Below are 25,421 nucleotides of genomic sequence, written 5' to 3'. Positions count from 1 at the left end.
GCCCACCTTATGGGCCGGCCGTGCGAGAACCCGGCACGGTAGCTTAGTGATCATGGTGGACTGGGAGCTGCGCCCGGCGGCGACGGCGGACATCGGCGCGGTGGCCGAACTGCGTGCGGCGGCGATGAGGCCGGATCTGGAGCGTCTCGGGCGGTACGACGAGCACCGGGTACGGCAGCGCCTGCGCGACCGGTTCGAGCCGGCGCACACCTGGGTCATCGAGGTGGACGGCGCCCTGGCCGGCTGCGTGGCGCTGCGGCCGGCCGAGGACGCCCACTGGCTGGAGCACTTCTTCCTCGCCCCGCGACTGCACGGCCACGGCGTAGGCTCCGCCGTGCTGCGGCGGTTGCTGGAGGGGACCGACCGCGCGGGCGTCCCCGTCCGGCTGAACGTGCTGCAGGGCAGCGCGGCCCGACGGCTGTACGAGCGGCACGGGTTCACCACGCAGCGCGAGGACCCCGTGGACGTGTGGATGGTGCGTGAGCCGGTCCAGCTCCCGGCCCGCGCCTGACCGCACGTCAGGCCAGCTCGCCCAGCGCCTCCCACGTGCGCAGCCGGTCCTCGGGGCCGCCCATCTCGCCGGCGGCGACGACGACCTCCGTGGCCCCGGCGTCACGGTAACGGCGTACCGTCTCGGCGAGCTGCTTCTCGTCGCCGATGGCCGCCAGCTCCGCGGGATGGGTGGCGCCGGACTGCTCGATGACCCGGGCGTAGGACGGGATCTGCTGGTAGAAGCCGAGCGCCTCGTGCGCCGTGGCGCGGACCCGGTCGGGGTCGCCGGTCACCACACCCGGCACGAAGGCGACGACCCTTGGGCGGGGGCGTCCCGCCTCCTCCGCGGCGCGGACGAGCGTCGGCACGATGTGCTGCTCCAGGGCCCGCGGCCCCGCCAGGTACGGCAGGATCCCGTCGGCGAGCCGGCCGCTGACGCGCAGGGCCTGCGGCCCCATCGCGGCCACGAGCAGCGGTACGACGGGCTCGGCGCCCGGCACGGTCGCGGGCAGGGGTGTGCGTGCCGTGATCAGTTCGCCCTCGAAGTCCGCACGTCCGGTCTCGATCAACTGCCGCAGGGCCAGCAGGAATTCGCGCAGCCGGCCGACGGGCCGCTCGAAGGGCAGCCCGAAGGCGCCCTCCGTGAACAGTTTGGTGCCGAGGGCCAGGCCGAGGTGGTAGCGCCCGCCGGTGGCGGCCTGCACCGTCTGCGCCTGGCTCGAGACGAGCAGCGGATGCCGGCCGAACACCGGAAGCGCGGACGTGCCGAGGTGGATGTCGGGCACCTCGCGGCCCACGACCGCGGCGATCGTGGGGGAGTCGTAGCCGAAGGTCTGGCCGAACCAGACGCTTTTGACGCCGGACTTCCGCGCCTCGCGCACCTGCCGCACCACCTCGTCCACGGTCAGCGCGGCACCGGGCGTGTCGATGGTCACTCCTACAGTCATGACGACGTCAACTGCCCCGCGCCACAAGCAATTCCGCCCCGTTCGTGAACTCTGTGCGTCGTCCGTGTGCTCGGTCGTCGGCCCACGACGTACGGCATGGTGACGGAGCGGTCCTGACGTCGAGGACCGCGCCGCGTGATCGCTTCCGGTAGGGACCGCGACGCAGGGGTGCCGGCCGGGCCGGCGCCGCTAGCCCTGCTTGATCGCGGAGATGTCGAACTCCAGGACGATCTTGTCGCCGACCAGTACGCCGCCGCCCTCCAGGGCCGCGTTCCAGGTCACGCCGAACTCCTTGCGGGAGATGGTGACCTTGCCCTCCAGGCCGACGCGCAGGTTGCCGTAGGGGTCGACGGCGTTGCCGGTGTACTCGAAGTCGATGGCGACCGGCTTGGTCGTGTCCTTGATGGTGAGGTCGCCGGTGACCCGGTACTCGGCGTCGGACCTCTGCTCGACCTTGGTGGTGCGGAAGGTGATGTCGGGGAAGTGCGGCGCGTCCAGGAAGTCATTGGTGCGCAGATGCTGGTCGCGCTGCTCGACGCCGGTGTCGATGCTCTGCGTCTTGATCACCACCTGGCAGGTGGACCTGGCCGGGTCGGCGCCGTCCAGGTGCGCGGTGCCCTCGAACTGGTGGAAGACCCCGCGCACCTTGGTGACCATGGCGTGGCGGGCGACGAAACCGATCCGGGTGTGGGCCGGGTCGAGGACATAGTCCCCGGTGAGCTCAGGGAGCGGGACGGTCATGGTGAGGTGCCTCCGTAGGATCCGGATCCCGGCGGGCGGGCCGCCGGGATCGTTCCCGCAACACGCTAGGGGGCCGACGATTCCCGGCCCTGCCGAACGCGCGTGGCCGCAGAGGATTGCACCCTGACCGGTGACGCCGCATCATCGTCTCGCCGCTGTCGGCTCGCTCGCGGTCCATGGCCGCCCGTGATGCGAACACCCCGTGACCTGGTGCTGGGCCGGGCCCGCGGCCACGACACCCTCACCGACGCGCCGCGGCAGCCGGCCACCGGCTTCGTCACGATGGAGGACGGCTTGCCGATCGCGGAAGCGCCCATGTCCCGGGCACCGCCCGGCACCGGCTCGTACTAGGGTCCGTGCCATGACCGAAGACTCCCTGCGCTCCGTCACCGTCGAGCGAACCGGCAGCGGGCACTTCACCGCGACCAACGCCCGCGGCGGGACGATCAGTTTCGCCACCGAGGGCGCCGCGTTCACCCCGGTCGAGCTGCTGCTCGCCGCGATCGGCGGCTGCACGGCGGTCGACGTCGACGTCGCCACCACCCGCCACGCCGCACCGGACCGCTTCGAAGTCACCGTGACAGGTCACAAGGTCAGCGACGAGCAGGGCAACCGGCTGACCGACCTCGCCGTCACGTTCTCCGTCGCCTTCCCCGACGGCGAGGAGGCCGAGCGCGCCCGCGCGATCCTGCCGCGCGCGGTCAAAGCCTCCCACGACCGGCTCTGCACGGTCAGCCGCACGGTCGAGATCGGCACGCCCGTCACCGCGACGATCACGGAGACGTGACTCCGAAAAAGGTTCCCCGCCACTGCCGATGAGTTTTCCCGCGATCGGCGGTCCAAGAAGACGGCTGGTGCGCACGACCCCGTGAAGGCGGCGCGCGCACCGCACGCACCACGCATCCGCTGAGAAGCACGACCCGGAGGAACGACCATGCGCACCCTGATCAGCACCGCCTTCGTCTCGCTCGACGGTGTCATGGAGGCTCCCGGCGGCGAGTCCGGTTACCGCAACGCCGGCTGGACCTTCAAGGACGTCGAGTTCCTTCCCGAGGCGTACGCCCTCAAGGGCCAGGAGCAGAAGGAGGCCACCGCGATGCTGCTGGGCCGGGTCAGCTACCAGGCGTTCAGCCCGGTGTGGCCGGACATGGCGGACTTCGCCGACTACAAGGTGATGCCCAAGTACGTCGTCTCGACGACCCTGACCGAGGGTGACCTGGTCACCAACTGGGGTGAGACGACGATCCTGCGCTCGCTCGACGAGGTCGCCGCGCTGAAGGAGACCGAGGGCGGCCCGATCATCGTCCACGGCAGTGCCGCGCTGAACCACAGCCTGTCGGACGCCGGACTGATCGACCGCTACCACCTGCTCGTCTTCCCGCTGCTCCTCGGCGCGGGCAAGCGCCTGTTCAGCGCCACGGACAAGGACGCCCAGAAGCTGAAGCTGGTCGAGCACGAGGCGTACGCCAACGGCTTGCAGAAGCAGATCTTCGACGTCGTCCGCTGACGGCCCGGCCGGGCCGTCCGGCCGGCGGTCCGGGGGCGGAGTTGTGCCATGTGATCATGTGCGCATAGGTTTCCGCCCCATGGACATGACACGGAGGGCGATCCTCAAGGGCATGGCGGCGGCACCGTTCGCCGCCGCCGCGGGCAGCGCGCTGTTCCCGGCCGTCGCGGAGGCCGCCACTATCGACGCGAGCCAGTTCGGCCTCACCTACCGAACCGGCAACAGCTACGGCGCATACGCCGACCTCGTGGCCGGACTGGCCACCAACCTCCCCACGGTGAACGCGACGGCCGTCATCGCCGACACCAACCGCAGCGCGACCCGCCTCACCAGCGCGCCCGGCACCGTCCAGGCGTTCGCGGCCGGCTTCACCTGGGAGAGCGGCGACCAGACCGTCGACTACTGGATCCCGCAGGGCGTCACCACCAGCGCCGACGCCTACGCCGACGGCCTCTACCCGTCGAACGGCTCCAACCGCGTGGTGGCGGTCTCCTGGTACTTCGAGACCGACCCGAACGGCGACGGCGTCGACGAGTACCCGATCGACAAGGGCGTACGGCTGACGTTCGTCGACACCACCAACGCCGCCGCCCCGACCTACCGTCACGTCCTGCTGGTCGAGCCGGTCAAGACGTCGTCCGGCGAGTACTCCTTCAACCCCGTCCGCCGGCACGCCGGCGGCATCATGTGGTACGGCGACCTGCTCTACATGGTCGACACCTACAAGGGGCTGCGGGTCTTCGACCTGACCAAGATGTTCACGGTCGACACCGCCGAGAAGGACGTGTGCGGCCTGCACACGGACGGCAAGTACTACGGCTACTCCTACCAGTACGTCCTGCCGCAGAGCGCCGCCTACGACAACACCGGCAAGTACGTGCGCTACAGCGCCATCGGCCTCGACCGCGCCAGCAGCCCCGACTCGCTGGTGGTCAGCGAGTACTCCGTGTCCGGCAGTGTGGACTACACGGACGGCACCTACAGCGGCACCGGCGTCGCCACCACCACGCCCAAGGTGGTCCGCTGGAACCTCGACTACACCAACCGGCAGATCTCGTCGCCCACCGCGTCCGAAGCCGTCACCGTCGCCCAGCAGAAGATCCAGGGCGTCGTCTCCCAGAACACCAAGCACTACCTCTCCACCAGCAACGGCTCCTCCGCGGGATCGCTGCGCACCTTCACCTCCGGCGCCTCCACCGCGAGCGCCGTGTGCAACCTGGCCGTCGGCTGCGAGGACCTCAGCTTCCACAGCAGCGCCACCACCGGCTGGGCCTACAGCGAGTCCGTGATCTGGAACCTCAGCGAGTACGCCGGCAAGCGGTACGTCTACGCCGTCCACGCCGACGGTTCGTAACCGCGCCGGACGGTCACGCACCGGGGGTGGCGCGGGCCCGCGCCACCCCGTCGGGTGTCGTCGTTCAGAGCACCGCTCGCTTCACCAGCTCGGCGAGGCGCGCCTCGTCGGCGGCGCTCAGCCCGGTCAGGGCGTACGACGCCGGCCACATGCTGCCGTCGTCGAGCTTCGCCTGGTCGCTGAACCCGAACGTCGCGTACCGGGACTTGAACTTCTCCGCGCTCTGGAAGAAGCAGACCACCTTGCCGTCCAGGGCGTACGCGGGCATCCCGTACCAGAGCTTCGGCGTGAGCTGCGGCGCGCTCTCCTTGACGACGGCGTGGACCCGCTCGGCCATGACCCGGTCCGGCTCCTGCATCTCGGCGATCTTCGCCAGCACCGCGGCCTCGTCCTCCGCGGCTTTCGCGGCCTTGGAGCCGCGGCGCGCGGACGCCTTGACCTCCTTGGCGCGTTCCTTCATCGCGGCCCGCTCCTCGGCCGTGAACCCCCGAGCCGGCTCGTCGGCGGCCTGGGCGCTCTTCGCGGGCTTCCTCGTCTCGGTCACTGCGGGTTCCCTCCTGGGATGTGGATCATGATGGGCTTCAGTGTGGGGCGAGTTCGCCGGTCCCTCCCGGCCGGCGAGCGATGTCATCCCCAGGCGCCGGCGATCTGCCGGGTCGTGGCGTTGAGCCGGTTGAACAGGTTGGTGACGCCGATCATCAGCACGATCGCGGCGAGCTGCTTCTCGTCGAACCAGGTCGCGGCCGTGTCCCAGATCTCGTCGCTCACCGCGTCGGGCCGGTCGGCCAGCCGCGTCGCCGCCTCGGCCAGCGCGAGGGCCGCCCGCTCCTCGTCGGAGAAGTACGGCGCCTCCCGCCAGGCCACGACCGTGGCCAGCCGCTCGTCGCTCAGCCCCGCCTTGCGGGCCGTCCTGGCGCCGCCGTCGACGCAGGCGCTGCAGCCGTTGATCTGGCTGACCCGCAGATGCACCAGCTCCAGGACCTGCCCGTCCACACCACCGGAGTGCACGGTCTTGAAGAGCTGCTGGATGGGCTGCATGGCGTCCGGCAGGACGACGGCCGGGTTCTGCATACGGGACCGCATGGGTGGCTCCTTCGCCTGTTCGGTGCCCCGCTGGCGTCGGGGCGTGACTCCATGACAGCCCGGCCGCCGCCCCGCGACCATGGCGATGGGACACCGCGGGACAGCCGAAACAGCCTTGACCAGCGGCTACTTGGCCGGGGAGACTTCTGCGGCCACGGGACGCGAAGCGGGGGGAACACGGTGGACGTGAGCGGACGGGCGGGGCAGGCCGGACCACAGGACGAGCTGGCGGCGCGGCTGCGCATGCTGCAGGAACTGTCCGGCCTCGGCGTGCGGGCCCTCGCCCGGGACACCGGCCTCAGCTCGTCGTCCCTCTCCCGCTACCTCAACGGGCAGACCGTGCCGCCCTGGCCCGCCGTGGTCGCGTTGTGCCGTCTCGTCAAGCGTGACCCGCGCCCCCTGCGCCCGCTGTGGGAGCGCACCTCGAACCCGCTGCCGGCGCCCCCGAAGAGCAGCCGCCAGGGCCGCCCGCGGCCCCGCAACGACCTGCCCCGCGACGTCCCCGACTTCACCGGACGCGAGGACGAGCTCACCGCCCTGCTCGAGGTGGTCGCCGGCCACCGCGCGGTCTGCGTCGACGGCATGGCGGGCGTCGGCAAGACCTGCCTGGCGGTGCACGCGGCGCACCGGCTCGCCGCCGACTTCCCCGACGCCCAGCTGTACGTCGACCTGCACGGCTTCACCGAGGGCCGGCCCCCGCTCGACCCCGACTCCGCGCTGCGCATGCTGCTCGGCGCCCTCGACGTCCCCTCCGAGCGGGTCCCGCAGGAGGGCCTGGAACAGCTCGCCGCCTGCTGGCGCGCCGAACTCGCCCACCGCCGGGTCGTCGTGGTCCTCGACAACGCCGCCGACGCCGAGCAGGTCCGCCCGCTGCTGCCCGGCGCCGGAGACTCCGTCGCGCTGATCACCAGCCGCAACCGGCTCCTCGGCCTGGACGAGGTGCCCCCGCTCTCGCTCGACGTGCTCAGCCCCGAGGAGAGCGCCGAATTCCTCGCCCGCGCCAGCGGCGACGGCGGCGGTCCCGGCGGCCGCCTCGCCCGCGACCCCGAATCGGCTGCCGAGGTGCTGCGGCTGTGCGGTCATCTGCCGCTCGCCCTGCGGCTCGCCGGAGCACGGCTGCGGCACCGGCCGGGCTGGACGGTGGGCATCCTCGTCGAGCGGATGGCCGAGGGTGCGAGCGAGTTCGACACCGCGTTCGCCATGTCCGTACGGCAGCTGGACCGCGCGCAGGCCCGCCTGTTCCGCATGCTGGGCCTGCTGCCCGGCGAGTCGTTCGACGAGTACGCGGCGGCCGCTCTCGCCGACGTGCCCCTGCGCACCGCACAGGCCATGCTGGAGGACCTGCTCGACGCCCACCTCGTCCAGCAGCCGACGGCGGCCCGTTACCGGCTGCACGACCTGGTGCACCAGCACGCGCGCCGCGCCGCCGCCGAGCAGGACCCGGCGGCCGAGCGGGAACGGGCCCTCGGCCGCGTCCTCGGCTACTACGTGCACGCGGCGGCCGCCGCCGACGCCGCGATGCCGTTCCTGACGCCCGGCCACGCGGTCACCGCGGGCCCGCCCCCCGCCGCGCTGCCCCGGTTCGCGGACAAGAACGCCGCCTTCGCCTGGCTGGTGACGGAGTACGCCAACCTGATCGCCGCCTTCGAAACAGCGGCCGCCGTCGGCGCCGACCTCCACGTGTGCGAGCTGCCGCGCTTCCTGCGCGCCTACTTCGCGCGTCGCTGCGGCACCATGCACCTCAACTTCCTCTTCGAGCGGTCGCTGGCCGCCGCCGAGCGCCTCGGCGACCCGCTGCGACTCGCGGAGGCGCACAGCGACCTGGGCTTCGCGCGCTACAACGCCGGCCGGCTGCCGGAGGCCGCCGACGCCTACGAAACCGCCCGTGCCCTGGTGGCCCGGGCCGGCGACGTCCGCACCGAGGCCGAACTCACCCTGCGCCGCGGCTACTTGAGCTGGGACGCGGGAGACGCCGAGGAACCGCTCGACCTCTTCCGGATGGCCCGCACGTTGTACGAGCAGGCCGGTTTCGCCACCGGCGCGGCCGACGCCGCCGCGGCCGAGGCCTGGGCGATGCTCCGGCTCGGACAACGTGATCAGGCCGCGCAGCGGGCCCGTGACGTGCTCGCCGTCCCGCACACCGACGCCGCCTGGCCGCCCGCCCTGGCCGCCCGCATCACCCTCGGCGTCGCCATCGCCGAGGAGGCGCCCGACGAGGCCGCCGCACAGCTGGAGGAAGCGCTCGCGGTGGCCCGGGCCGACGGGCATCTGCACAACCAGGCCTGGTGCCTGAACTGCCAAGGCGTGGCCCTGCGCCGGATGGGCCGCTACGAGGAGGCGCTGGCGAGCCACCGGGAGGCGTTCGCGTTGCTCGACGAGTTGTTCGAGGAGCACTGGAAGATCCACTTCCTGAACGGCTACGCCGAGACCTGCCGCCTCGCGGGCCTGCCCGAGGAGGCCCTGCGGCTGCACCGGCAGGCGCTGGAGCTGGCCCCGAGGCTCGGCAACCGCCACGAGGAGGCGCTGGCCCACGACGGCATCGCCGCCCTGCTCGAGAAAAGCGACCCGGCCGCGGCCGCGGACCACCGAGCGGCGGGACAGTCACTGCTGCGGGAGCTGCGGACGGGGTGACGGGACGGGCGACGGACGGGGGAACAGGGCGGCGGGTCAGGCGGCCCTCGTTCGCGAGGAGAGGGCGTCGATGAGCTGCTCGCGGCTCATCTTCGAGCGGCCGGGGATGTCCCGGGCGGTGGCCCGCTGGTAGAGCTCGGCCTTGCTCAGCCCGGCCAGCTCACGCTTCGCGTCCCGGCGGCGGCCGGCGCTCGGTGCGCCGGCGTCCTTGGCCCCCGTGCCGCGGCCGGTGCTCTTCGAGCCGGTGCTCCTGGCCCCCGTGCCGCGGCTGCCGCTTCCCGACGCCTTGGCGCGGCCGGACGGTGCCTCACGGGAGCTGCCCGTTCCGCCCTGCCGTTTGCGTCCGCCTCCGGACGAGCGGGCGTTGTCCAGGCTGCTCTCCAGCACCTTCATCAGGTCGATGACATTGGTCGCCTCCGGCGCCTCCTCGGCGAGGGCGATCTCCTCGCCCTGCGCCTTGGCCTGCACCAGCTCCCGCACCTTCTCCTGGTAGGTGTCGCGATAGCGGCCGGGCTCCCACGGGGCGCTCAGGGCGTCGACGAGCTGCAGCGCCACATCCAGCTCCTTGCCGCGCGCGGCCCGCCCGGACGGCAGCCCGGGCAGTTCCTTGCCGGGGTCGCGCACCTCGTCGGCCCAGTGCAGGGTCTGCAGCACCACGGCCCTGTCCTCGGCCCGCAGCGCGGTCAGATACTCCTTGCCGCGCATGACGAAGGTCGCGATGCCCGCCTTGTTCGCCTCGGCGAGCGCGGCGCGCAGCAGCTCGTACACCTTCTGGTACTCCCCGCCGCGCGGGCCCACGTAGTAGGTACGGGCGAAGTAGACCGGCTCGATGGCGTCCAGGTCGACGAAGTCACTGATCTCGATCACCTGGGAACGGCCCGGCGCGATCTCGTCCAGCTCGTCGGGCTCGACGATCACGTACTCGCCTTTGGAGACCTCGTACCCCTTGACGATGTCGTCGGCGTCGACCTCCTTGCCGGTGCGCTCGTTCACCCGCCGGTTGCGGATGCGGTCCGCGGTGCCGCGCTGGAGCTGGTGGAAGTGGACGGTGTGGTCCTCGGTCGCGGAGTACAGGCCGACGGGTACCGTGACCAGCCCGAACGTGATCACACCCGTCCAGATCGCGCGCGCCATGACCGACCCTTCCGTCCCGGACCGCCCGTACGCCCGTCAGCGGCCTCACCGGCCGGGGGGCCGCCTGGACGCGAGCGCTTGTCTCCCCCTCAACGTAGAACGCGGGGAGTGCGGCCGCGCGCTCCGGGCGTGCGGGGGAGGGGCCCCGGCTGCCAGGCGCCTGCGCGCCGGAGGGGCTTCCCTTGGTACAAGCGGCGCGGCGAGGCGCTGACCGTGGCGCACGCGGTCCGAGGGGCCGACGTCCACGGTGTGCCGGGAAGAGAGGACGGCGGATCTAAGTCGATGATCTGCAACTGCGCGTCGGGGCGGCAGTGGACACAGGCGGGCAGGCCGCCGGCGAGCAGACGGCGGGCCTCGTCACGTCCGATCGGGCGGTGACGGGAGCCGGCCATGCGGCAGTCGCCGGTGTGCACCTGGAGCGCCGGGCGCCCGGCGCCGATGCCGAGCTGGACGATCCACTCCGGCCGCGCGGGCCTGTTTCGCCGACCGCGTTCCTGTTCGGCCTGACGCCGCTGGATCGCCGCGATCTTGCGGTCGATGCGCTCGAGCCACATGGCGTGCCACACCCGCAGGGTGTGCAGGCGGTCGAGGTCGGGCGGCAGGTCGTCGAACATATTTTTGATTCTAGGCCCAAGATCCACCCTTCGCACTCGCGTGTTCGATTTTCCGTTCGATATCGTGGCTGTGGGAGGTGAGAACCATGGACGCCGACGTTCCCGCACGTCAGACGGCGACGGTCATGCACGTGCGCTGCCCCGACCGGCTGCCCGAGCAGACGTACCGGCAGGTCCTGGAGCAGCTCACGGAGCTGTCGCCGGTCGTGCAGGCCCTGCCGCCGTCAGCGGCACTCGTCGAGCTCAAGGGCGCACTGCGCTACCACGGCACGGACGCGCGCCGGCTCGGCGAGATGCTGCGGGTACGCACCATCTCCCGCCTCGGCGTCGACGTCCGCGTCGGCATCGGACCGTCCATCACCGTCGCCGCCACCGCCTCCGGACAGATCGCGCCGCCCGGCGGCGTCCTCGCCGTCGGTCAGGACCAGGTGACGGACTGGCTCGGCCCGCTCCCCGTCGAGGCCCTGCACGGCATCGGACCCCGCCAGGCGCAGGTGCTGCGCGACTACGGCATCCACTGTGTCGGGCTGCTCGCGGCCGCCCCGCCCGCCACCGTGCAGCGGCTGCTCGGCGGCCGCGCGGGCCGGCTGGCGGCGGACCGCGCCCGCGGTGTCGACCCGCGTCCCGTCGTCCCGCGCGCCCTGCCCGTCTCGGCGAGCGTGCGGCACGCCTTCCCGCGCGAGGCGCTGGACGGCGCCGACGTCCGCTCCGCCCTCCTGGAACTGGTCGTCCGCCTCGGGATGCTGCTGCGCCGCCGGGGCCAGGCCGCCCGCGCCCTGACCCTGCAGCTGTCCTTCGCCGCGGGCGGCAGCTGGGAGAAGACCCGCCGTCTGACCGAACCCTCCGCGCACGACGACGACCTGCGCGTCCTCGCCTACCAGCTGATGGACGCCGCCGGCCTGCAACGGGGGCGGCTCACCCGGATCACGCTCAAGGGCGAGGACCTCGTCGACGCCGACCGGGTCGCCCGGCAGCTCAGCCTTGAGGCCGGCCACGAGGCGCGGCTGGTGGCCGAGGGTGCGATCGACCGTATCCGTGACCGGTTCGGCCCCGGCGTCATCGGCCCCGCGGCGATCTTCCGCAACGCGTCCTGACCACTCGCCGCGCCGGCCGCCCCGGGTCACCCCGGCCGGCGACCGGCGCGCACCAGCGTGTGGCGGACAGCGTCGGCGGCGTCACGCCGCCGGGCCGGTGATTGCCGACTGCCCGCGGCGTACACCGAGGTCGGTTCAGCGGAGACCTTCCGCGACGAGGACGTGGCGTACGCCGACGCCCTCTGGCGGGCGGGTGGCCAGGCGGAACTGCACGAGCCTGCCACGGCTTCGACACCCTCGCCCCGCGGGCGGCGCTCAGCCAGGCCGCCCGCGACGCCCGCACCCGCCGCTGGTTGCGCCGCGTCCTCACCCAGTCCGGACACCCCCGCCCGGGCCCTTGGTGTGACGTGCCCCGGGCGTGTCCCCGCCCAGGGCCCAGGCCCCTGTCCTGAACGCCTCGGACGCCCCGCCGGGCCTCGGGCACACCACGACCGGCGCCTTGTCGTGACGCGTCCCGGGCAAGGCCCCGGCCGGGGCCTTGGCCCGACGTGCCTCGCGCACACCCTGACCGGGACCCCCTTCTGACGCGGCTCGGACGCGCCCCCGGCCGGGCCTCGGGCACACACCCCCACCGGGCCCTTGTCGTGACGCGCCTCCGGCGCACCCCGGCCGGGGCCTTGGCGTGACGCGTCCCGGGCGCGCCCCGGCCGGGGCCCTGTCCCGTGTGCCTCGCGCACACCCCTACCGGGACCCCGTTCTGACGCGCCTCGGGCGCCCGCACCCCGCCCGTGGCTCCGTCCTGACGCGTCCCGGCCCACCCCGCCCGGGCCCCGTCACGACGCGCCCCGGGCGCACCCCCGCTCGCCCTGGCGGGACGCTCCCCGCTCGCCCCGGCGGGACGCCCCCCCGGGAACCCTCACTCCTCCCGAGGGCCGGCGCTGATCCGTGCCAGGTCCGCTGTCAGGGACTCCAGCCATGACACGGTCGCGTAGTACAGCCGTGGCGCGTCCGGCGGTTCGGTGGCGAACTCCGCGAAGGTCACGTCGATCGCCGGCACGGACGCGCTCGGCGTGTCCCCGCCGGGATCCAGCGCCGCCGAGACCAGCAGCATCCGCCCGGCCACGCGCTCCCCGACGCCGGCGAGCGCCTCGGCCGCGACGGGCCGCAGCCCGGGCTGCGGCGGTTCCAGCAGCCGCTGCGACCCCCACAGGGTGTGATGGCCGGCCATCAGCGCCGCCTGCCAGTCCACCGCGGGCGGCACCGCGCGGGCCCGGCCGCCGAAGCGCGTCGGCTCGCTCTGGAACTGCGCATACGCGGACTCCGCGAGGATGACCGAGCGGTGCAGCGACCGGTGCCCGGGCGGCACTCCCGACGGCGGGGCCACCCCTGTGCCGTGCGCGGCCGAAGCACTGGTCGCCACGACGATCTCCGCCGCCCTGCGCAGCAGCTCCGCGGCCGTGTAGCGCAGCTCGTCGTGGGCGCCGCGCGGCCACGCCAGCACTCCGAAGACCGCACCGATCACGCTGCCGACCAGCACGTCCAGCATCCGCACCTCCGCCAGGTGCCACGTCGGCGGTGCGAGCTGCGCGAAGACCAGTGCCACGAGCACGGTGAACAGGCCCTGCGCCCAGCCGACGCCCCGGACCGGCCCGACGGTGAAGGCGATCAGCATCCACACCGGCAGCAGCACCGCGTAGAACCGGGTGTCCGTCCCGGCCAGGGTCAGCGTCCCGGCGGTCACCAGCGCACCGGCCAGGGTGCCCGCCAGCGCCAGGCGGACGGTGTGCCAGGTCTCGTCCATGGTCGTCCTGGTGAGCGTGAGCGTGGCCAGCATGGCCCAGAACCCGTGGGGCAGGGTGTCCACCCCGGCCACGAGGCGCGCCGCCGTCAGCGCCAGGGCGATACGCACCGCGTTCTGGAAGAAAACCGACCGGCGCCCGGCATGCCCACGCAGCCGGTGCCACCACAGCAGCGGCGCCCATGTCGTGGCGTACCAGAAGCGGCCCGGCGGCGCGGGGACGGCCGCATGCCGGCCGCGTACGGCCAGATCCGCGGCGACGCCCATGGCCAGCGCCGCGTCGGCGACCTCCAGCACGGCGGCGTGCCCGCGCAGCACGACCGGCGCGAAGCCCCGGACACCGGTGCCGCTGCACGGCCCCGCGGACACGGTGGACAGGCGGGCGCGCGCCGTGACCAGCGCCTGGTGCGGCGCCACCGGCGACGGCCCGGACCGCAGACAGCCGGCGGTCGCGACGGCCAGCTCCGCCACCGCGCGCAGCACAGCCGTGACCTCGGGGCCGGACCCGCCGCGGCCGGTACCCAGCCCCGCCAGCCGGCTCAGCAGGGTGCGGGTCGCGAGACCGGTGTGCGCGAGGGCGCGCTCCCGTCTGCCGGGCCCGGCCGGGCGTTCCGCCTCCGGCACGTGCAGCGGCCGCAGCGCCTGCCCGGCCTCCTGCGCCGCCGCCCGGTCCGCGCCGGTCAGGGCGTACGGCGGTGCGGTCAGGCGCCGCGCGCACCGCGCGGCGGTCCGCGCGGCCCCGGCGGCCCGCTCCTCGTACGTGGGCGGGGACGGCTCGGCCAGGAGCACTGCCTCCGCCGCGACGAGCAGCGCCACACCGGTGCTCGTCCCGATCAGCCGGTCGCCGAGCGAGCCCGGGTCGTACGGCGGGAACGACGGCAGGATGTACAGCAGTTGCAGCCCCGGTGCCGTCCCCGCCGCACGCGGCCCGCCCACGGCCGAGAAGGCCAGCGTGAAGCCGACCGCCAGCATCCCGACGGCGGCGCTCCAGGTGCGCACCGACAGATAGGTGCCGACCACCACCAGAACCCAGCACAGCGGCATGGCCCGCAGCAGCACGGCCGCGCGCTGCCGCCCGGTGCCCGGGATCCGTGACAGCCCGCCCAGCGCGATGGCGGCGAACAGCGCGTAGGTCGCCGCCACGGGGCGGTCCAGGCCGTAGCGGAAGACGTAGAAGCCGGTCGCCGCGACCAGCGACACCCGCACGGCTCGGCGCCCCGAGGCGGCGTAGGCCGCCGGGCTCCACCACCGGGCTACGACACCCCGCACCCCTTCAGCATCACCCACACCGCCAGACCCGGCACCCGCCCACGCCCCACACGGCGGACCCGGCCTCGCCCACGCCCCGCAGAGCAGCCTCGGCACCCAAGCCGCCTCCGTACGGCGGCCCCGGCCCCCCATCCGCACGGCGGCCCCGGCCCCCGCCCTCGCCCCGCGCCGTCCGGAAGGCCCGGCACGGCCGGTCGCTCAGTACCGGCTGTTCATGGCCGCGCGCACCTCGGCGAGCGTGGTGTCGGCCACGGCCCGGGCGCGCTCGTTGCCCTCACGCAGGATCTCGCGGACATGGGCGCGGTCCTGGGCGTAGGCGGCCCGCCGTGCCCTGATAGGGGCCAGATACTCGTTGACCGCCTCGGTCACCGTCTTCTTCAGCGCGGCGGCACCCGCCGCACCGATCTCGTCGGCGATCTCCTCGGGGGTGCACTGCCGGCAGAGGGCCGCCAGCAGCAGGAGGGAGGACACCTCGGGACGCCTGACCGGGTCGTAGGCGATGTGCCGCTCGGAGTCGGTCTTGGCGCCCTTGATCAGGCGGGCGGTCTCGTCGGCGTCGGCGGCCAGGGCGATGGCGTTGCGGCGGCTCTTGCTCATCTTGGTGCCGTCCGTGCCGAGCAGCAGCGGCGCGCTCGACAGCAGCGCCTCGGGCTGGGGGAACACGGCGGTGCCGTCGCCGTAGCGGTCGTTGAAGCGGCGGGCGATCGTGCGGGTGATCTCCAGGTGGGGGAGTTGGTCCTGGCCGACCGGTACCAGGTTGGCCTTGCAGAAGAGGATGTCGGCCGCCTGGTGCACGGGATAGGTGAACATCAGACCGCTGACAGCGGACTGGCGCGAGTGGGCGATCTCGTCCTTGACGGTGGGGTTGCGGCCCAGCTCGGCGACGGAGACGAGGCTGAGAAAGGGCAGCATCAGCTGGTTGAGGGCAGGCACCGCGCTGTGCGTGAAGATCGTGCTGCGGGCCGGGTCGACGCCGATGGCGAGGTGGTCGAGGACCAGGTCCTCGACGTGCCCGGCCAGGTTGTCCGCCACATCACGGTCGGTCAGCACCTGGTAGTCCGCGACCAGTACGAACAGCTCCACGCCGAGGTCCTGGAGCCGGACCCGGTTGTGCAGCGTGCCGAAGTAGTGCCCCAGATGCAGCCGTCCGGTGGGGCGGTCGCCGGTCAGGACCCGGAACCGCCCGGGTTCCTCGCGGATCAGCTCCTCCAGCACCGCGCTGCGGGCCCGGGCTGCGGACACCCCGAGGGCGTCGGGAGAGGGAGCCGTGGCGGTGGCGTCCGCGGCCGTGGCGGGAAGGGTGGTGGTGTCCATGAGATCTCCTGGTGGTGGTGGACGCCGTCGGACGACACCAGCCCTGTTCCAGGGGACACAAAAAGGGCCGTTCGTCCGAACGGCCCGGGTCATGCGTGTGAGGCGGCCGCTCCTAGGAGGAGCGCCACCAGCTCAGACACGCGAAACGATGCATGCGCACAGCATACCGTCGGCCACGCCGGTCCGGGAGGACATCGGCGGAGCCGCCGCCCCCTCCGCCGTGTTGCGGGGAGAGGGCGGCCGGTGCGGCGGGTGAACTTCCACGGCCCGCGCGGGCTACGGCTTGCGGGCGAGGCCACCGTGCTCGGCGACGACCTCCGCGGTCGTACCCGGCTCCGGACGCCACTGCGTGACGGGCACCACGCCGGGCTCGACCAGCTCGAGACCGTCGAAGTACGCGGCGATCTCGTCGACCGTACGCAGGTTGTACGGCACGGCGCCGCTGCTGTTGTACGCGTCCTGGGCCGCCTCGAAGACGGGATCGACGCCGAGCGAACCGTCGTTGACGGCGAGGTAACTGCCCGACGGCAGGGCGGACATCAGCGTGGTGACGATGGAGCGGGCCTGCGCGTGGTCGCCGACGTGGCCCAGGATGTTGCTGAGGATGAGCGCGGTGGGCCGGCCGAGGTCCAGCGTCTTCTCGGCGGCCGTGAGGATGCGCTCCGGGTCCGTCACATCGGCGTCGATGTAGGACGTCGCGCCCTCGGGGGAGGAGTACAGCAGGGCACGGGCGTGGGCCAGGACCATCGGGTCGTTGTCGACGTAGACGATCCGCGTCTCGGGGGCGAGCCGCTGGGCCACCTCATGGGTGTTGTCGGCGGTCGGCAGCCCGGTGCCGACGTCCAGGAACTGCCGGATGCCCGCCTCGGACACCAGATACGTGATGGTGCGGCGCAGGAACGCCCGGCTGCTGCGGGCGATGGTGACGATGCCGGGGAAGACGGCGGTGTAGGCGTCGCCGGCCTCCTCGTCGACGGGGTAGTTGTCCTTGCCGCCGAGCCAGTAGTTCCAGATGCGGGCGGAGTGCGGCACCGACGTGTCGATCTTCTGGTGCGTCGTCGCGGGGTCGGTCATGAGTCCTAACCGTCTTTCAGCCGAGGCGTGGATCATTCACCGCACAACCTACGTCCGAACGTCCTCCCCACACCCGTCAGTTCGGCGTTTCCGCCGGTTGCGTCCACCCGGCGGACACGGCCCGGCCCGGGACTCCGGTCCCGGGCCGGGCCGTCACCCGTCCGCCGCTTCAGTTCTCCAGTGCCGCGAACGCACCGGGCTGGTACGCGCCTCCGGGGGTGCGCGTGATCACGCCGAGCCGGTTCGCCGCGTTGATCACGGCGACCAGGTAGACCAACGCGGCGATCTGGTCGTCGTCGTAGTGCTCGCGCACCTCCTGCCAGGTCTCCTCGGACACCCCGCGATGGGCGTCGGCGAGCCGGGTGCCCTCCTCGGCGAGCGCCAGCGCGGCCCGCTCGGCCTCGGTGAACACGGTGGACTCGCGCCAGGCGGCCACCAGGCCCAGCCGGACAGCGCTCTCGCCCGCCGCCGCGGCCTCCTTGCCGTGCTGGTCGAGGCAGAAGCCGCAGCCGTTGATCTGGCTGGCGCGCAGCATGACCAGGTCCTGGGTGGACCGCGGCAGCGGCGACTGCTGGATGGCCAGGCCGACGCTGTAGAAGCGCTTGCCGAGCCGGGCGGCGAGTTCATTGGACATCAGATCGAAACGGGGTGCCATGACAGGTCCTCACTGTTCGGTGACGCGGCTCTCGGCGCCGCGCCCTGTGCGAACACGAGATGCCGGCCGCCCGCGCCCTGTGACGCCGCGAGCCCTGTGACCTGTGCCACGGGCCGACCGTGTCACAGAAAGGAGGGGCCCGGCGTCTTGTGCGTGTGACACGGACACGAGAGAACGGGCGGGAGCCGGCGATGAGCGGACAGGGCGAGGAAGCGACACGGCCCCCGGAGCCCGACGTGCGGGGCGGCGCCATGGAGCGGGTCACCGAAGCCTTCGTCGCCCACCGCAATCTGCTGTTCACCGTGGCGTACGAGATGCTCGGCTCCGCCGCCGACGCCGAGGACGTCCTGCAGGACGCCTGGCTGCGCTGGGCGGGCGTCGACGCCGCCACCGTGCGGGACGAGCGCGCGTACCTGATCCGCATCACCACGCGGCAGGCACTGACGCGGCTGCGCACCCTGCGCCGGCGCAAGGAGGCCTACGTCGGCCCCTGGCTGCCGGAGCCGCTGCTCACCGCACCCGATGTGGCCGAGGACGTCGAGCTGGCCGAGAGCGTGTCGATGGCGATGCTGCTCGTGCTGGAGACGCTCACCCCGACCGAGCGGGCGGTGTTCGTGCTGCGCGAGGTCTTCGGCATCGAGTACGACGAGATCGCGCAGGCCGTGGACAAGACCCCGGCGGCGGTCCGCCAGATCGCGCACCGGGCGCGGACGCATGTCGCGGCGCGGCGCCCCCGCGGGCCGGTGTCCCGGGACGAGTCGCGCGGGGCCCTGGAGGCGTTCCGGCGGGCGATCGAAACGGGCGACCTGCAAGGCCTGTTCGACGTCCTCGCCCCGGACGTCGTCTTCCTCGGTGACGGCGGCGGAGTCGTACGGGCCGCTCTGGAACCCATTGTCGGAGCCGACCGGGTGGTCCCCCTGCTGATCGTGCTCCCGGCGACCAGGTCGCTGCAGCCGGCGTACGTCAACGGCCACCCGGCCCTGCTGCTCCGCAAGGACGGCGAGGTCGACACGGTCGTCGCGGTGCGCGTCGAGGACGGCCGCATCACGGGCCTGTACGCCGTGCGCAACCCCGCGAAGCTGTCGCGCGTCGACCGGGAGACCGTGGTGATCCGCTGAACGGCGCCGGGGCGTGAGAAACACGAAGGCGAGGAGGTCATGCACTCCTCGCCACTCTCAACATATAGCGCACAGGGGGGCTTGCGGCAAGGCCCCCCTCATGCCGCAGAATCGCCCGGCGAAGCAACAACCAGCGGAAACGGGGACTTATGATGATCGATGTGCTCATTGCGGGCGGGGGCCCGACCGGCCTGATGCTCGCCGCCGAGCTGCGGCTGCACGACGTGCACGTGGTCGTGCTGGAGAAACTGACCGAGCCGACCAAGGAGTCCCGCGGGCGTGGTCTGCACGTGCGCAGCGTCGAGATGATGGACCAGCGCGGCCTGCTGGACCGGTTCCTCGCGGTGGGGGAGAAGTTCCAGGTCGGCGGCTTCTTCGGCGGCATCCACAAGCCCTGGCCGGAAGGAATGGACACGAACCATCCGTACGGCCTCTCCACCCTGCAGCCGGTCACCGAGCGGCTGCTGCGCGAGCGGGCGCTCGAACTCGGCGCCGACCTGCGGCTCGGCTGTGAGGTGGTCGGGGTGGAGCAGGACGCGGACGGGGTGACCGTCGAGCTGGCGGACGGCACCCGGCTGCGCTCGCGCTACCTGGTCGGCTGCGACGGCGGCCGCAGCACCGTGCGCAGGCAGCTCGGCGTCGCGTTCCCCGGCGAACCCGCCAAGGTCGAGACGCTGCTGGGCGACATGGAGCTGACCGCCGACCCGGACACGGTGACCGCCGTCGTCACCGAAGTCCGCAAGACGCAGCTGCGCTTCGGTGTCATTCCCAACGGGGACGGGGTGTTCCGCGTCGGTGTGCCCGCGGCGGAGGTGTCCGAGGAGGATGCGGGCGCGCCGACCCTGGAGGAGTTCAAGGCGCGGCTGCGGGCCGTCGCGGGCACCGACTTCGGTGCGCACTCGCCGCGCTGGCTGTCCCGGTTCGGTGACGCCACCCGGCAGGCCGAGCGCTACCGGGTCGGCCGGGTGCTGCTGGCAGGCGACGCCGCCCACATCCACCCGCCGACCGGCGGGCAGGGCCTCAACCTCGGTGTCCAGGACGCGTTCAACCTCGGCTGGAAGCTGGCCGCCGAGGTGCACGGCTGGGCGCCCGAGGGCCTGCTGGACAGCTACCACGCCGAACGGCATCCGGTGGGCGCCGCCGTGCTGGCCAACACCCGCGCCCAGATGACGCTGCTGGGGACCGACGCGGGGGCCGTGGCGCTGCGCGAGCTGCTGTCGAAGCTGATGGACTTCAACGAGGTGAACCGGTACATGACCGAGACGGCCTTCGCGGTCGGCGTCCGCTACGACCTCGGCGAGGGGCACGAGCTGGTCGGCCGGAGGCTGCGGGACGTGCAGTTGAAGGGAGGCCGCCTGTACGAGCTGACGCACCGCGGCCGTGGGCTGCTGCTCGACGGTACCGGCGCGCTGTCGGTGGCCGGCTGGGCGGACCGGGTCGACCATGTCGTCGACGTCGCCGAGGAGCTGGACGTACCCGCCGTGCTGCTGCGTCCGGATGGCCACGTCGTCTGGGCGGCCGACGACCAGCAGGCTCTCCTCGGCCCGCTGCGGGCGTGGTTCGGACAACCGACGGACTGATCGGTCGGTCAGTTCGGGCCGGGTCCCGGAGCGTCACTCCTTCGGAAACACAAGACCGGACCGGCCTACCGATTCGGTCCCCGCACGGGATATCCCTGTAACGGCGCCCCGCCCGGGCGCCGTTGCCCGTGAGAGGAGTTCGCCGTGGACGGCTGGTACGTGGACGACCGCTGCACCAACTGCGATGCGGCCCGGCAGTTCGCGCCCGAACTGATCGGTGAGATCGACGGGAAGTCCCGGATCCTGCGCCCGCCGGGCGACGAGACGGAGACGCGGCGTTTGCACGCCGCCGCGTTCGCCTGCCCCACCCGCTCCGTCCGCCCGCTGTCAGGCCGCGCGGACCCGGCGCTCGACCCGTTCCCGATGCGCCTCGACGACAGTGTGCTCATCTGCGGCCACAACTCGCCCCGCACCGCCGGAGCCAACTCCTACCTGCTCCTGCGCCCCTCCGGGACGGTCATGATGGTCGACACCCCGCGCTGGAGCAGCGAACTCGCCCGCCGCTACGCGGACGTCGGGCCCGTCACCGACGTACTCCTCACCCATCGCGACCACGCCGCGCACGGCCGCCGCTACGCCGACCACTTCGGCGCCCGGTTGTGGATCCACGAGGGCGACCTGGACGCCGCACCGGACGCCGACCAGGTGATCCGCGGACTCGACCCCCTGCCGATCGGGCCGGGGGTCACCGCCCACCCCCTGCCCGGACACACCCGCGGCAGCGTGCTCTACCTCGCGGACGACCGGCACTGCTTCAGCGGCGACAGCTTCTACTGGTCCCGCACCACCGGTGACCTCGAGGTCGCGCACAGCGTCACCTGGTACTCCATCGAGAAGCTGGCCGGCTCCCTGGCCGAGGCGGCCGGCCGGCTGCGCTTCGAGTGGCTGCTGCCCGGCCACGGGAGCCGGCACCGCCTCGCAGCCGACGAGATGACCCGCCGGCTGCACGCGCTGGCCGAACGCACCCGGCTGCTGCGGCCCCGGCCCGTCGACTTCACGGCCGTGCGCTGGTGACCGGGCCCGAGCCGGTGAGGACCACGAGCTGCCCGGTGGCCCGGGTCATCGCCACATAGCGGTCGACGGCCCCCGCGACGCCCGTGCCGAACTCCTCCGGGTCGACGAGGACGACCAGGTCGAACTCGAGCCCCTTCGCCAGCTCCGGCGTCAGCGACCGCACGCGCGGCCGCTCCCGGAACGAAGGGTCGCCGATCACGCACGCGACCCCCTCGGCATGGCCGGCGAGCCAGGAGTCCAGGACCGACGTCAGCTCCGACGCCGGACCGTGCACGACGGGCAGGCCGTTGCCCCGCACCGAGACCGGCACGTTGGCGTCCGGCAGCGCGGCCCGGATGACAGGCTCCGCCTCCGCCATGATCTCCCGCGGCGTACGGTAGTTGATGGTGAGGGAGGCCAGGGTGACCCGGTCCAGCCCGACCCGCTTCAGCCGCTCCTGCCACGACTCGGTGAAGCCGCGCCGGGCCTGGGCGCGGTCCCCGACGATGGTGAAGCTGCGTGACGGGCACCGCGAGATCAGCATCTGCCACTCCGCGTCGGTCAGTTCCTGCGCCTCGTCCACGACGACGTGCGCGAACGGGCCGGCGAGCAGATCCGGGTCGACGGACGCCAGCTCGGACTCGTCGACCAGGCTCACCTGGGCGTCCTCCCCGCGCAACATCCTCACCAGGCCCTCGCCGTCGTCGCCGTCGGCGCCGGAGTCGGCCACGGCCGCGATCAGGTTGTCGACGACGTGCGCCATGCGCTCGCGCTGGGCGGCGAGCACGGCCACGCGCCGCCGCGCGCGCCGCGCCACCTCCGGGTCGCCGACACGCTGGTGTGCCGCGTCCAGCAGCGGCAGATCGGACACCGTCCAGGCGCGCGGGTCCGCGCGCTGCAGTACGCGCACCTCGTCGCGGCTGAGCCAGGGCGCGCACATCCGCAGGTAGGCGGGCACCGACCACAGGTCCGCGACCAGGTCGGCGGCCTCCAGCAGCGGCCACGCGCGGTGGAAGGCCGTCAGCAGTTCCCGGTCCTTGCGCAGATACCGGCGCAGCTCCTCGGGGGAGGCGTCGCCGTCGTGCTTGTCCACCAGGAGGGTGAGGAGTTCCTCCCGGACCTGTTCGCGTGCCTCGTTGTGCGGTGTGCCCGGTTCCGCCGCGTCGAACGCGGCCGCCCAGTCGCCGGGGGTGAGCCGGATGTCCGACCAGGGCGTGGTGACCGTCATGCCCTCGGCCGGCGGCTCCTCGTAGAACCGGACGGCCTTCTCGATCGCGCCCACCAGGGCCGCGGACGACTTCAGCCGGGCCACCTCCGGATCGGTCTCGACGCCCGCCGTCGCTCCCTCGGGGACCAGGTCCCGCAGGACGCAGGTCTGCACGCCCTCCTCGCCGAGACTGGGCAGGACGTCGGAGACGTACGCCAGATAGGGCCGGTGCGGGCCGACGAACAGCACGCCGCCCCGGCGGTGACCGAGACGCGGGTCGGAGTGGAGGAGGTAGGCCGAGCGGTGCAGCGCGACGACGGTCTTGCCGGTGCCCGGCCCGCCGTCGACGACGAGGGCGCCGCGGGATCCGGCGCGGATGATGGCGTCCTGGTCGGCCTGGAGAGTGGCGAGCACGTCCCGCATCCGCGAGGACCGGGCGCCGCCCAGAGCGGCGACGAAGGCGGACTGGTCGTCCAGCGCCGCGTGGCCTTCCAGCCCGTCGGCGGTGAACACCTCGTCCCAGTAGTCGCTGATCCGGCCGCGGGTCCAGCGGTAGCGACGGCGGGCGGCCAGCCCCATCGGGTCGGCGTGGGTGGCTCCGAAGAACGGCTCGGCCGCGGGGGAGCGCCAGTCGAGCAGCAGCCGGCGCCCGCTGCTGTCGGTCAGCCCGAGCCGTCCGACGTACACCGGCGCGCCGCCGTCCGCGCCGACCATGCGGCCCAGGCACAGGTCCAGGCCGAAGCGGCGCAGGGTGCGCAGACGGGCGGTCAGCTGGTGGATCTCGGCGTCCCGGTCCATCGCCTCCCGGCCCGTGCCGCCGGGCGCCCTGCGCGTGGCGGCGAGACGGTCGGACAGCTCGGCGATCGACTCCTCCAGGCAGGCGGCCAGGGCGGCGAAGTGCCGCTCGTCGTCGGCGATCAGCGCCGGGTCCGCCTTCGCGGACAGCCGCTCGGGAAGGTCGAAGGCACGGGTGGTCAGCGGGTTCAAGGTCAGCTCCGTTCACATGCGGCGTGCGGGGTGTCCGGTCGGCCGCGCCGGACGGTGCCCGGCCGCGGCAGGGTACGCCGCCGGACCGGGACACCGGGCATCGGTGGTGGGTGGGGTGGGCGGGGGGTGGGGCGGCAGGCGCCCCGGCTGCCGTGTGGCGGGTCGCCGGGTGGGGGCACCGGGGGCATGGGTGGCTGCTCGAGGGCGGGCGGGCGTGGTCGGTGCCCTGCCCGGGCGGCGGGCCGCCGGGCGGGGGTTTGCCAGGGTCTGCGTCGTCGACTGAGTGGGGGGCGGATCCGGGGGCGTCCGTGCGATGTCCGCCGTACGGCGGGCCGCCGGGCCCGGTATCGGGTGGTGGTGGCGGTTCGTGCGGCCGGCCCGGCCCCGGCTGTCTCAGCCGATCGCCTCGAGCAGCAGCTTCGCGGCCACCGCCGTGCCGTCGGTGCGGACCCGTGCGGCCACTTCGCTCGCCCGGGCGCCGGTCGCGGGGGCCAGGGCCGTCTCCAGCGCCGCCGACAGGGACGCCACGGTCGGCGTCGGGCCGTCGTGCGCCGCGCCGATGCCCAGCGCGGCCACCCGGCCGGCCCAGTACGGCTGGTCCGCCAGCTGCGGTACGACGACCTGCGGTGCGCCGGCCCGGGTGGCCGTCGTCGTCGTGCCCGCGCCGCCGTGGTGCACGACGGCGGCCACGCGGCTGAACAGTGCCTGCTGGTTGACCTCGCCGACGGCGAGACAGTCGTCCGCGTCGTCGATCGGCGCCAGGTCGGCCCAGCCGCGGCCGACGAGCACCCGGCGCCCCTGCGCCCGGACCGCCTCGACCGCCACCCGGGCGACGTCGGCCGACGCGTGCATCGGCATGCTTCCGAACCCGACGTACACCGGTGGCTCACCGGCGTCCAGGAACGCCGAGAGCCCGTCCGGCAGCGGGCGTTCGTCCCGAGAGAGCCACGCGCCGGTCTGGACGACGTCGAGGTCCGGCGTCGCGTGCCACGGGTCCAGCAGCGGGTCCGTCGCCAGCCACGGCCGGTCCCCGACGACGTAGTCGCGGACGTGCTCCACCGGGGGCAGGCCGATCGCCGCCCGGTGAGTGTTCAGCGCCTCACCGAAGAGCGCGTCGATGTGCTGCGCGTCGAGATCCCACAGCACCCGGTTGTCGGTGATCCCGGACGGCAGCGGGCGGCCCGGATACTCCAGGGGCCGGCGCCGCGGCGACGGCAGGGTGAGCTGCTGGAAGGTGACGGACACCGCCGGGACGCCGAGCCGCTCGGCCACCGACAGCGCGCCCGCCGCAGCCGGCAGCATGCCGGTCGCCACCAGCACGTCACATCCTTCGGCCGCCACGGTCACCGACTCCATCTGAGCGGCGACCGTGTGGGCCGCACGCTCGGGCAGGGACGACGCCGGCGGCGCCGCCTTCGTCAGCGCCCGTGCCGACGGGCCGACCGGCACCAGCGGCACACCGACACCGGCCAGCCGCTGCGCGAAGTCCTCGTCCGGCGGCGCGCACACCCGTACCTCCACGCCGTGTTCCCGCAGCGTGACAGCAAGCCCCGCCAAGGGCTCCACGTCCCCTCGCGATCCATAGGTAGACAACACCACACGCACTGCGTGACTCCCCCTGTTGCGGCCGGTCCTGGCTTCGGCCGCCGATTCTGCGCCACGAAGGGGGCCTTGCGGCAAGCCCCCCGGTGCGCTATAGGTTGAGAGTGGAAAGGAACGGACGGCGTCCTTTCCCTTTTTTGTGCGCCGAGCGAGGACCTCTCTTCCCGGCGCACGCACCTCCCTTCCGGCATCCGCACCCCTCTTTCCGGAGCGCACGCTTCCCTTTTCGGAGCACGCAGTTCTTTTTCCCGCGCGGACAGCGCCCCTGCGCGCACCCACGCGCCCCT

General features: G+C 73.3%; 22 protein-coding genes and 1 pseudogene. 11 read left to right on the top strand and 12 right to left on the bottom strand.

What is annotated here, in order from left to right:
- Positions 1-52 precede the first annotated feature (52 nt).
- Complete coding sequence (locus tag ACZ67Q_RS16110) at positions 53-511, top strand: GNAT family N-acetyltransferase (RefSeq protein ID WP_471181902.1); 459 nt, start codon at positions 53-55, stop codon at positions 509-511.
- A 7-nt stretch (positions 512-518) separates the two neighbouring features.
- Here ACZ67Q_RS16110 and ACZ67Q_RS16105 read toward each other — a convergent pair whose 3' ends face one another.
- Both ACZ67Q_RS16105 and ACZ67Q_RS16100 read right to left on the bottom strand, forming a co-directional pair.
- Positions 519-1,439 (bottom strand): LLM class F420-dependent oxidoreductase, encoded by a 921-nt coding sequence (locus ACZ67Q_RS16105; protein ID WP_471181899.1) that lies wholly within the window; start codon positions 1,437-1,439, stop codon positions 519-521.
- A gap of 189 nt (positions 1,440-1,628) precedes the next feature.
- Positions 1,629-2,180 carry a YceI family protein gene (locus ACZ67Q_RS16100; protein WP_471181896.1) on the bottom strand — a complete coding sequence of 184 codons (552 nt, stop codon included), beginning with the start codon at positions 2,178-2,180 and terminating at the stop codon, positions 1,629-1,631.
- A gap of 189 nt (positions 2,181-2,369) precedes the next feature.
- Between ACZ67Q_RS16100 and ACZ67Q_RS16095 the strand changes: the two genes are divergently transcribed.
- The 4 genes from ACZ67Q_RS16095 to ACZ67Q_RS16080 all read left to right on the top strand — a co-directional run bounded on the left by ACZ67Q_RS16095 (position 2,370) and on the right by ACZ67Q_RS16080 (position 5,041).
- Entirely contained in the window at positions 2,370-2,531 is a 162-nt protein-coding gene (locus ACZ67Q_RS16095) for a hypothetical protein (protein WP_471181893.1), read from the top strand.
- A gap of 10 nt (positions 2,532-2,541) precedes the next feature.
- Complete coding sequence (locus tag ACZ67Q_RS16090) at positions 2,542-2,967, top strand: OsmC family protein (RefSeq protein ID WP_471181890.1); 426 nt, start codon at positions 2,542-2,544, stop codon at positions 2,965-2,967.
- A gap of 147 nt (positions 2,968-3,114) precedes the next feature.
- Entirely contained in the window at positions 3,115-3,687 is a 573-nt protein-coding gene (locus ACZ67Q_RS16085) for a dihydrofolate reductase family protein (RefSeq protein ID WP_471181887.1), read from the top strand.
- 79 nt (positions 3,688-3,766) lie between these two features.
- A complete protein-coding gene (locus ACZ67Q_RS16080; RefSeq protein ID WP_471181884.1) occupies positions 3,767-5,041 on the top strand; it encodes a hypothetical protein in 1,275 nt (424 codons plus the stop codon).
- Positions 5,042-5,105: 64 nt separating this feature from the next.
- Here ACZ67Q_RS16080 and ACZ67Q_RS16075 read toward each other — a convergent pair whose 3' ends face one another.
- On the bottom strand, positions 5,106-5,585 hold the full coding sequence (locus tag ACZ67Q_RS16075) for an iron chaperone (protein WP_471181882.1): 480 nt from the start codon (positions 5,583-5,585) through the stop codon (positions 5,106-5,108).
- Positions 5,586-5,668: 83 nt separating this feature from the next.
- On the bottom strand, positions 5,669-6,124 hold the full coding sequence (locus ACZ67Q_RS16070) for a carboxymuconolactone decarboxylase family protein (RefSeq protein WP_471181879.1): 456 nt from the start codon (positions 6,122-6,124) through the stop codon (positions 5,669-5,671).
- 186 nt (positions 6,125-6,310) lie between these two features.
- On the opposite strand from ACZ67Q_RS16070, the gene ACZ67Q_RS16065 reads away from it, so the two are divergent.
- Positions 6,311-8,755 carry an ATP-binding protein gene (locus ACZ67Q_RS16065; protein ID WP_471181876.1) on the top strand — a complete coding sequence of 815 codons (2,445 nt, stop codon included), beginning with the start codon at positions 6,311-6,313 and terminating at the stop codon, positions 8,753-8,755.
- Between the two features lie 36 nt (positions 8,756-8,791).
- Here the strand turns inward: ACZ67Q_RS16065 and ku are convergent, their stop codons facing one another.
- Together ku and ACZ67Q_RS16055 are read right to left on the bottom strand one after the other, a co-directional pair.
- Entirely contained in the window at positions 8,792-9,889 is a 1,098-nt protein-coding gene (gene ku / locus ACZ67Q_RS16060; protein WP_471181874.1) for a non-homologous end joining protein Ku, read from the bottom strand.
- Between the two features lie 89 nt (positions 9,890-9,978).
- Positions 9,979-10,503 carry a DUF6233 domain-containing protein gene (locus tag ACZ67Q_RS16055; protein ID WP_471181871.1) on the bottom strand — a complete coding sequence of 175 codons (525 nt, stop codon included), beginning with the start codon at positions 10,501-10,503 and terminating at the stop codon, positions 9,979-9,981.
- An 86-nt stretch (positions 10,504-10,589) separates the two neighbouring features.
- Between ACZ67Q_RS16055 and ACZ67Q_RS16050 the strand changes: the two genes are divergently transcribed.
- Together ACZ67Q_RS16050 and ACZ67Q_RS16045 are read left to right on the top strand one after the other, a co-directional pair.
- Complete coding sequence (locus ACZ67Q_RS16050; RefSeq protein ID WP_471181869.1) at positions 10,590-11,597, top strand: DNA polymerase Y family protein; 1,008 nt, start codon at positions 10,590-10,592, stop codon at positions 11,595-11,597.
- Between the two features lie 75 nt (positions 11,598-11,672).
- Positions 11,673-11,989, top strand: a pseudogene (locus tag ACZ67Q_RS16045) (alpha/beta hydrolase); the annotation flags it as partial.
- Positions 11,990-12,453: 464 nt separating this feature from the next.
- Here ACZ67Q_RS16045 and ACZ67Q_RS16040 read toward each other — a convergent pair.
- The 4 genes from ACZ67Q_RS16040 to ACZ67Q_RS16025 form a co-directional block, all read right to left on the bottom strand.
- Positions 12,454-14,604: an FUSC family protein gene (locus ACZ67Q_RS16040; protein WP_471181867.1), complete on the bottom strand. Its 2,151-nt coding sequence runs from the start codon at positions 14,602-14,604 to the stop codon at positions 12,454-12,456.
- A gap of 198 nt (positions 14,605-14,802) precedes the next feature.
- The gene (gene trpS, locus ACZ67Q_RS16035) at positions 14,803-15,918 is read right to left on the bottom strand and encodes a tryptophan--tRNA ligase (RefSeq protein WP_471181864.1); all 1,116 of its coding nucleotides are present in this window, start codon (positions 15,916-15,918) and stop codon (positions 14,803-14,805) included.
- A 276-nt stretch (positions 15,919-16,194) separates the two neighbouring features.
- Positions 16,195-16,992: an SAM-dependent methyltransferase gene (locus ACZ67Q_RS16030; RefSeq protein WP_471181862.1), complete on the bottom strand. Its 798-nt coding sequence runs from the start codon at positions 16,990-16,992 to the stop codon at positions 16,195-16,197.
- 169 nt (positions 16,993-17,161) lie between these two features.
- Positions 17,162-17,647: a carboxymuconolactone decarboxylase family protein gene (locus ACZ67Q_RS16025; RefSeq protein WP_471181860.1), complete on the bottom strand. Its 486-nt coding sequence runs from the start codon at positions 17,645-17,647 to the stop codon at positions 17,162-17,164.
- Between the two features lie 251 nt (positions 17,648-17,898).
- Between ACZ67Q_RS16025 and ACZ67Q_RS16020 the strand changes: the two genes are divergently transcribed.
- From ACZ67Q_RS16020 to ACZ67Q_RS16010, 3 genes are all read left to right on the top strand, one after another.
- A complete protein-coding gene (locus tag ACZ67Q_RS16020; RefSeq protein WP_471181961.1) occupies positions 17,899-18,765 on the top strand; it encodes an RNA polymerase sigma-70 factor in 867 nt (288 codons plus the stop codon).
- 152 nt (positions 18,766-18,917) lie between these two features.
- Positions 18,918-20,345: a rifampin monooxygenase gene (gene rox, locus ACZ67Q_RS16015; RefSeq protein WP_471181857.1), complete on the top strand. Its 1,428-nt coding sequence runs from the start codon at positions 18,918-18,920 to the stop codon at positions 20,343-20,345.
- 144 nt (positions 20,346-20,489) lie between these two features.
- Positions 20,490-21,359, top strand: coding sequence for a 4Fe-4S domain-containing protein (locus ACZ67Q_RS16010; protein ID WP_471181855.1), 870 nt, complete (start codon positions 20,490-20,492; stop codon positions 21,357-21,359).
- Here ACZ67Q_RS16010 and helR read toward each other — a convergent pair.
- Positions 21,340-23,532, bottom strand: coding sequence for an RNA polymerase recycling motor ATPase HelR (gene helR, locus ACZ67Q_RS16005; RefSeq protein WP_471181852.1), 2,193 nt, complete (start codon positions 23,530-23,532; stop codon positions 21,340-21,342). The genes ACZ67Q_RS16010 and helR overlap by 20 nt on opposite strands.
- 393 nt (positions 23,533-23,925) lie before the next feature.
- Positions 23,926-25,137 (bottom strand): glycosyltransferase, encoded by a 1,212-nt coding sequence (locus ACZ67Q_RS16000; RefSeq protein ID WP_471181849.1) that lies wholly within the window; start codon positions 25,135-25,137, stop codon positions 23,926-23,928.
- Between the last annotated feature and the right edge of the window lie 284 nt (positions 25,138-25,421).

The organism is Streptomyces sp. NPDC036813 (assembly GCF_055609245.1).
This window is presented reverse-complemented; position numbering and strand designations above follow the sequence as displayed.